Source organism: Anabaena sp. FACHB-1237 (genome assembly GCF_014696225.1).
GTDB lineage: Bacteria > Cyanobacteriota > Cyanobacteriia > Cyanobacteriales > Nostocaceae > FACHB-1237.
In genome coordinates this window covers 21,255-29,197 of the sequence record NZ_JACJPV010000049.1, presented here as the reverse complement: position 1 = coordinate 29,197, position 7,943 = coordinate 21,255, and the positions used below count along the sequence as shown (strand labels likewise).

The following is a 7,943-nucleotide window of genomic DNA, read 5'->3' as shown; positions in this document are numbered from 1 at the left end:
TAATGGAGCTTTGGGGATTTTCCTCAAGGCAATGTGGGATACCACCTTTATCAACTCAGTTGGTAATGTTGTACTGGACATTCACGATATCTCAGATGTCAGGGAATGTCTCGGTTAAAAGTATCAGCAAGGACAAAACCAACTTTAAAACTAACTTTATGGAAAATCGCTCTGAGTTAATTATCTGGTTGGTGATTTGGGTAGCAATATGTGCCTCCGTAGTCCGCGACCAGTGGAGTCGCAAAGTTCCCAGCGTTGGTTTACCCCTTGCTTACCTATTATCCCTGTCAATGATTCATTTTTTCGGGGGACTTATTTACGCTTTACCTTGGTATAACGCCAAAAATGCATACTTGCAGCAATCAGGGGTTTCCTATGCTCAAGTTTCCAGCGGTTTCATCGAAAGCGTCTATGGTGTCATGGGCTTTGGTTTAGGTAGCACCATCTTAGCTTACTGGATACTACGCACATTTAAACCAAGTTGGCTCAGACAAGTTCCCCAAAACCCTGATTTGCAAATACCCAAACAGTTGCTACAAGTAGGGTTCTTTTTCATGCTGATTATCGTTCCTACTATTGGTAGTATTCCCGGTTTTCAGGGTTTTAGTACATCAGGAGTATACCTATTTGTGGTATCATTATGTTTGGCTTGTTGGAAAGCATGGCATCAGCAAGATAAAAAAGCTTTTTTCTTTTGGCTGGCTGTCAGTTGCAGTATCCCCCTAATTACCATTAACCTCCTCGGTTTTATTGGTTATGGTGCTGCGGCTACCTTAGTTATCCTCATTTTTATATCCACTTTTTATCGTCCCCGTTGGCATATTTTAATCACCGGATTTTTGGTGTTCGTTTTAGGACTATCTGTATTTGTTACCTATCTCAGAGATAGAGGAGAAATTAGAGCCACAGTATGGGGGGGAGAGGGTTTAGAAGCAAAATATGAACGCACGATTAATACCTTTAGCAACTTTGAAATCATTGATTTTACTAATCAATCACACTTAGAAGCCATTGACATCAGGCTAAATCAAAATGCACTTGTTGGCAAATCTATTGAGTACATTAATCGTGGACAAGGAACTTATGCTTTAGGTGAAACGTTGTTACAAGCAGCAATCGCTCCTATTCCTCGAATTCTATGGCCTGATAAACCTAGCTTTGGTGGCAGCGGAAATATTGTTACTTTATATACAGGACAAAAATTTGGGGATAGTACTAGTGTGGGTGTGGGGCAAGTCCTAGAATTTTATATCAATTTCGGATCTATAGGTGTTTTTATCGGCTTTATGGTTTTTGGGGTAATGATCAGAATTGTTGATATCACGGCAGCTTATAAATTATTATCTGGCAATTGGTTAGGGTTTGCTTCTTGGTTTTTACCAGGATTATCCATGCTCCAACCTGGGGGTGCATTAGCGGAAGTTACAGCTTCTTTTGCGGCTTCAGCAGTGTTAATGATTCTCATTAGAAGATTTGTCCTGAGAAAATCTTCAAAGTTAAAAAAAGTTAAAATTGGGGCAACTCAACTTAATAATTAACATCAATGAAAAATCAAAGTTGCCTTGAACTAAAACATCGTTTCCACCTCTGGTTTCCCAACTTATTTGAATTTACTGGTGGAATCCAAACCTACTCGGCTTTTTTCCGCCAAGCTATCCAAAATATCTCCCCTAATTCTGACTATCGGGTATTTATTAAGCATGATAAAAAACCTTCTCCTGATTTTACCACTGTAGCCTCAACTAAATTCCATTGCACTGGAACAATTCCATTCTCACTGAGAACTCCTGCCTTTGCGGCTGAACTATTTGGACGGGGAATTTTACAAAGTCCTGATTTAATCATCTCTACTCACTTGAATTTTACCCCAGTAGCTAATCAATTAAAACAACTTAGGGGCATTCCTTATTGGACAATTGCTCATGGTGTAGATGCTTGGAACATTGACAACCCTAAATTACAAAAGGGATTACATCATGCCGATCGCATTTTAGCAGTTAGCGGTTACACACGCGATCGCCTCATCAGAGAACAAAACCTGGACCCGGAAAAAGTCTCCATACTCTACAACACATTTGATAGTTCTAAATTTAAACCCGCACCAAAACCGACCTATTTATTAGACAGATATCAACTTAAACCAGAACAACCGATAATTTTAACAGTAGGTAGACTATCGGCATCAGAACAGTATAAAGGCTACGACCAAATTATTCGCGCAATACCAAAAATTCGTTCCATGATTCCCGATGTTCATTACATCATTGTTGGTAAGGGAGATGATAAATCAAGAATTGACCAATTAATTACGGAATTAAAATTAGAAACCTGTGTCACTCTGGCTGGGTTTGTTCCCGACGCTGAACTTTCTGATTACTATAATCTTTGTGATCTTTTTGCCATGCCCAGTAAAGGCGAAGGTTTTGGTATAGTTTATTTAGAAGCATTAGCCTGTGGTAAACCCGTACTCGGCAGTAATCAAGATGCAGCAATTGACGCTCTTTGTCATGGTAAACTGGGCGCACTGGTTAACCCTGATGATCTGGATGAAATTGCTCAAACTATTACCCAGATTCTCCAAAGTACATATCCTAATTCATTAATGTATCAACCCCAATCTCTACGTCAGTCAGTCATTGACACCTTTGGTTTTGAGCAGTTTCAGAAAAGTTTATCTGGGTATTTGCAGGATTATGAAAGCTGTAAACCAAGGCATACGGTCTGATATAGAGTAGTTTCCGTTATTATTAGGTACAAATGTTAATAATAAAACCCTTGTAATACAGGCATCGTGCTCTGTTCATAGTGTACCTGATGTAGATAGAATGTGCTGTAATTTTGGTAGGGGCGATGAAACACAGGAGATAATGAATCATGTATCAAAGCGAAGCGCATCCGCAAAAAAACCATGCCACCCATGTATGATTTACCCAGTGAGGATGTCAATGAAGAAGAATTAGACTCCACAATTCATCCGCCTCCACCCTGGGAAACATTGCCCACGATGTATGATTTACTTAGTGAAAATCCAGAGGAGCCAGGGTTGCCAGAGGAATTTCATGACTTTCAACTGCAATTATTGGGGGAAAGCTGTCAATCTCCTGTTTATCCCAAGGAGGAAATGTTGATTGGTACGGATTAAAATTATATTATGATGTGCGCCATTTTGCATGGTATAAAAGACCAGATTGGTTTTTAAGTTTTATACCAATTTACCAATTTATAATATTTACATACAAGAAAAAATATGTGCGGAATTGCGGGTATTATCAAACTAAATACCAACGATGGAAATTTAGAAGCAAAAATCGAAAAGATGCAAACTGCATTGCAACATCGTGGACCAGATGATGCAGGTATTTATATTTCAACTGACAAACAAGTAGCTTTAGCTCACACTAGACTTTCTATACTTGATCTTAGCCCTGCTGGACATCAACCTATGTCCACCACTGACAACCGCTATCATATTACATTTAATGGAGAAATTTACAACTTTCAAGAACTGCGAGAAAATCTCATTTCCCAAGGTGAAAAATTTCATTCTCAAACAGATACAGAAGTAATTCTCAAACTCTATCAAAGAATCGGTTCTGATTGTGTCCAACATTTACGAGGAATGTTTGCCTTTGCCATTTGGGATGATTTAGAAAAAACTTGTTTTTTAGCTCGTGACCCTTTAGGAATTAAACCACTTTATTATTACCAATTAGGTACAACTTTAGTATTTGCTTCCGAACTCAGAGCAGTTTTGGCATCTGGGTTACCTGCAATTAATATGAGTGTGGAAGGATTATATGGTTATTTAACAACCGGTTCAGTTCCCGAACCATATACCCTAATCGCTGACATTCATTGTTTACCCGCTGGTAATTGGCTATATTGGCAAAATGGAAATACTACCAAAAAACAATATTGGCAAATAAATTTTACTCCTGAAGCAATTTCTCCTCCAGAAGCGCAAGAAATAGTCCGTAAAGCTTTATTAGATTCCATTGAACATCATTTTATTAGTGATGTACCTGTGGGAATTTTCCTCAGTGGTGGTATTGACTCTACAACCATTCTGGCATTAGCAACCCAAACCCAACAATCACAATTATCTACCTATTCCATAGCTTTTGCTGAATCAGAATTTAATGAAGGAGAATTAGCTCAAAAAATCGCTAATCATTTTGGTGCAAAACACACAGAATATCAAGTTACATCATCCTTTGCTAAGAGCATATTACGCGATTTCCTCACAGCAATTGATCAACCGAGTATTGATGGCTTTAATACATTTTGTGTCTCTAAAGTTGCCCATGAAAATGGCATGAAGGTAGTATTATCAGGTTTAGGAGGGGATGAAATATTTGGTGGATATCAGTCTTTTAAAAAAGTTCCCCAAATGGTAAAATGGGCTAAAAAACTAAATATATTACCTTTCCTGGGTACGGGTTTGGGTATAGGATTAGAACGTTGGGGAAATTCACCAAAAACAAAACGATTGGGTGACTTTTTAAAACAGCCTCCTACTTTTGCTTCCGCTTATAATACTTTTCGCGGTATTTTTTCTCATCAAGAAGCTTGTATGATTATTAATCAATTATCAACAAGTACCCCGATATTACCCCCTGATAAAGGAGGGAAATCGGAATCTATTTCCCTCCCTTTACTAAGGGGAGGGTTAGGGTCGGGTTCTACCCCAGAAGATGAAGTCAGCTTTTTAGAATTAAGTGGCTATATGCGTAATCAATTACTGCGAGATAGTGATATCATGAGCATGAATTGGGGTTTAGAATTGCGTGTTCCCTTTGTGGATAAAATTTTATTAGAAGCTGTTGCACCAATTCCTAGTAATATTCGTTTAGCACAGGGGAAAAAACTTTTAACACAAGCAATTACAGAAATACCTGATTGGGTAATAAATAGACCGAAAAAAGGCTTTTCTTTTCCCTTTGAAAGTTGGATGAAAACTGAATTTAGTGATGATTTTGATAATGTCCATCAAAACCTAAATATCCCACTCAATATACCCCTAAATCCTTGGTATCGTCGTTGGAGTTTAGCAATATTAAAGCATTGGTGGGAGCAGATTAACTCATGAAAGTTCTTCATGTTATTCCCTCGGTCGCAACTGTTCGCGGCGGTCCGAGTCAAGCAATTTTACAACTGGTCAAAGCTTTAAGAAAAAATGACGCTGATGCAGAAATTGTTACCACTAATGATAATGGAGAAGATATATTAGACGTACCTCTAGGAAAATTTATAAATTACCAACAAGTTCCTGTGCAGTTCTTTCCTCGGTTTTCTCCTTCTATTCACGCTTTGAGAGAATTTGCTTTTTCCAGAGAATTAACGATATGGTTATGGCAAAATATCGGTAATTATGACTTGTTACATATTCATGCTATTTTTTCTTATAGTTCTACAATAGCAATGGCGATCGCCCGCTGTCAAAAAATTCCCTATATTGTTCGTCCTCTAGGACAATTATGTACATGGTCTTTACAGCAAAGTGCTAGAAAAAAGCAAATATATCTCAAAATTATCGAAAAAGCTAATCTTAATCACAGTCAATCAATTCATTTTACCTCTGTTGCAGAACAACAAGAAGCTGCACTATTAAATTTAACCTGTCCAAATTTTATTATCCCTCACGGACTTGCGATTCCCGATACAATTCCTTATGCTTATCAAGGTCTACGACAACATTTTAATTTACCCATAGATGAACCAATTATCTTATTTTTATCTCGTTTACATCCTAAAAAAGGTTTAGATTACTTAATTCCAGCATTAGGTAAGTTATCTGATTACCGCTTCACATTCATTGTCGCAGGTAGTGGTGATTCAGATTATGAAACTGAGGTCAAAACTTTAGTGAAAACTCATGGAATTGAAGAAAAGACACAGTTTGCCGGATTTGTCAAGGGTGAAATCAAGGATTTATTAATGCAAGGAGCAGATATATTTGCCTTAACTTCCTATTCGGAAAACTTTGGTATATCAGTTCTAGAATCCCTAGCTGCTGGTGTTCCTGTTATTGTTACCTCTGGTGTAGCTCTTAGTGATATAGTCCAGCAACAACATCTGGGATATGTTACAGAACTTAATATTCATGCGATCGCAGCTACAATTGAAAACTTCTTAAATCATCCTCAAGAATCTAAAAAAATGGGCGATCGCGCTCGTCAATTTATCCTGGAAAATTATACATGGGATCATATTGCTTCAAGAATGATATCTGTTTATGAAAATATCATTCACGCCATTAAATGCAGTACAGCTTAAAAAGCGATCGCTCTGGTTTGTCGACTATTGAAAAAAGAATTTGGAGCCATAGGGCGATTCCTAGGCAGCGCTTCGCTATCGCAGCTATAATACTATAATAGAGTAAACAATACTTAGGTGCTTTGATGAACACCATTAATGCTCTTTACGAACAAGATTATTTCCTTTGGCTGGAAGAAACCTATAAATTACTAGAAAATAATCGCATTGAGGAATTAGATTTTTTACATTTAAAGGAGGAAATTCTCAGTTTGGGTAATGAACAAAGGCGGAAAGTTGACAGTTACCTGCGTCAATTGCTGATTCACTTATTGTTGTATAAGTATTGGAACTCTGAAAAAGAATACTGTGCCAAAGGTTGGCAAAATGAAATTGATAACTTTCGATTTGAGCTTGAGTTATTGTTAAAGTCTAAAACGTTGTATGACTATTTCTTGCAAGAAATTGAAGAAATTTATGTTAAAGCCAGAAGACAGGCTATGAAAAAAAGTGAATTACCTGCTCATCTTTTTCCTGAAAGTTGTCCGTTTTCTGCCGATGATCTACTTGATCCAGAATTTCTTCCCGATTAAAATTAGTGATGTGGCTGTGAAATTTCTATAATAATGCTTCTCAAAAATGGGCGATTCCTAGGTCGCGGTTCGCTATCGGGCCCGGCAGTTTATAAGCTGTTGTGCCTTTAACTTGAATAATTAATACAAGCAAGATGTTTGTGCTACTGTAACTTCAGGTTTTTTAATTATACAGTGAGTGCTGCACATTAGCTTATTAATGTAAGTTGCTAGTTAGGTAAATTTTCAGAATCAGGATGTCCAGGATTAAAGGATGAAACCAGAGTTTTTATTACCAATTACCTAGTATATGGAAGGAATTGAATATTAATGACTTAACTATTAAGTAGAGGGAAGCAAAAACAATGACTGTAGCTTTAGACAAAACCATAATCTATCCCGACAGTGATGGTCAGCCCATGGCAGATAACACCAAGCAATTTCGCTGGATTGTCCTGATTAAAGAAAATCTCGACTCCCTCTTTGCCAATGACGATACCGTTTTTGTGGCAGGAGATCTGCTGTGGTATCCCGTTGAAGGTCGTCCCGATATTCGTGTCGCCCCTGATGTCCTTGTGGTCTTTGGTCGACCCAAAGGCGATCGGGGGTCATACCGGCAATGGCAGGAAGATAATATTGCTCCTCAAGTAGTGTTTGAGATTTTGTCTCCAGGCAATACCCTCAAAGAAATGAGCCGTAAATTGTTATTCTATAACCGCTATGATGTGGAAGAATACTACATATATAACCCAGACTCTAATGAGTTGATGGGTTTTACCAGAGCCAACGAAGAACTCATATCCATTGAAAACATGGATCATTGGCACAGTCCTCGTTTGGGTATTCGGTTTGAACTAACAGCGTCAACTCTAAATATTTATGATCATCAAGGCAATCTCTTCTTATCTCCGTTAGAACTACGCAAAAGCCTTGAACTGGAAAAACAACGAGTAGAACAGGAAAAACAACGAGCAGAACAGGAGAAACAACGAGCAGAACAGGAAAAACAACGAGCAGAACAGGAAAAACAACGAGCAGAACAGGAAAAACAACGAGCAGACAAACTAGCAGAAAAACTGCGGGCTTTGGGGGTGAATTTAGATGAAATTTAAAGAA

The 7,943-nt window shown here is 37.9% G+C and carries 6 protein-coding genes and 1 pseudogene; all 7 read left to right on the top strand.

Annotated features, from left to right (window positions below):
• The first annotated feature begins 158 nt into the window (after positions 1-158).
• Complete coding sequence (locus H6F32_RS17705; RefSeq protein WP_190370616.1) at positions 159-1,538, top strand: hypothetical protein; 1,380 nt, start codon at positions 159-161, stop codon at positions 1,536-1,538.
• Between the two features lie 5 nt (positions 1,539-1,543).
• The gene (locus tag H6F32_RS17700) at positions 1,544-2,725 is read left to right on the top strand and encodes a glycosyltransferase (protein WP_190370615.1); all 1,182 of its coding nucleotides are present in this window, start codon (positions 1,544-1,546) and stop codon (positions 2,723-2,725) included.
• 149 nt (positions 2,726-2,874) lie between these two features.
• A pseudogene (locus H6F32_RS17695) lies at positions 2,875-3,198 on the top strand (Uma2 family endonuclease); the annotation flags it as partial.
• Between the two features lie 49 nt (positions 3,199-3,247).
• Positions 3,248-5,089 carry an asparagine synthase (glutamine-hydrolyzing) gene (asnB, locus tag H6F32_RS17690; protein ID WP_190370614.1) on the top strand — a complete coding sequence of 614 codons (1,842 nt, stop codon included), beginning with the start codon at positions 3,248-3,250 and terminating at the stop codon, positions 5,087-5,089.
• On the top strand, positions 5,086-6,276 hold the full coding sequence (locus H6F32_RS17685) for a glycosyltransferase (RefSeq protein ID WP_190370613.1): 1,191 nt from the start codon (positions 5,086-5,088) through the stop codon (positions 6,274-6,276). Before asnB ends, H6F32_RS17685 begins: the two co-directional genes overlap by 4 nt.
• Positions 6,277-6,401: 125 nt before the next feature.
• Positions 6,402-6,848: a DUF29 domain-containing protein gene (locus H6F32_RS17680; RefSeq protein ID WP_190370612.1), complete on the top strand. Its 447-nt coding sequence runs from the start codon at positions 6,402-6,404 to the stop codon at positions 6,846-6,848.
• A gap of 398 nt (positions 6,849-7,246) precedes the next feature.
• A complete protein-coding gene (locus H6F32_RS17675) occupies positions 7,247-7,939 on the top strand; it encodes a Uma2 family endonuclease (protein WP_242031171.1) in 693 nt (230 codons plus the stop codon).
• Positions 7,940-7,943: the final 4 nt, after the last annotated feature.